Origin of the sequence: Thermorhabdus hydrogeniformans (genome assembly GCF_049310025.1) — a bacterium.
GTDB lineage: Bacteria > Bacillota > Thermosediminibacteria > Thermosediminibacterales > Tepidanaerobacteraceae > JBJYKD01.
The window spans coordinates 1-258 of sequence record NZ_JBJYKD010000208.1 but is presented as its reverse complement, the minus strand read 5'-3'; the positions used below and the strand labels follow the sequence as shown (position 1 = coordinate 258).

General features: G+C 55.8%; 1 protein-coding gene. It reads right to left on the bottom strand.

Annotated elements, in window-relative coordinates:
- Window positions 1-256 (bottom strand): outer membrane protein transport protein (locus ACKX14_RS16145; RefSeq protein WP_422449441.1); only part of this gene is annotated, 256 nt, incomplete at its 3' end.
- Window positions 257-258 lie beyond the last annotated feature (2 nt).

Genomic DNA, 258 nt, shown 5'->3' with positions numbered 1-258 from the left:
ACTTGATATTGACGCGGGCGTAATCGACGGTTTGCTGCACGATAGTGTGATCAATAAATGCCATGGCAGCCGGGTTGTTGTACGCAGCTGAAGGGTCATCCTTGAACAGCGAACCACCACCAAAGGCACGGCCCCAGCCCTGCGCGCCATAGGTCGGGGTAGCAAAACCACCTGCCTGCGCCGGAGCGGTAATCATCAGCCCCCCCAGCAATGCGAGCCCCAATACAGCCTGCACCTGTTGTTTTTTATTATTCATGC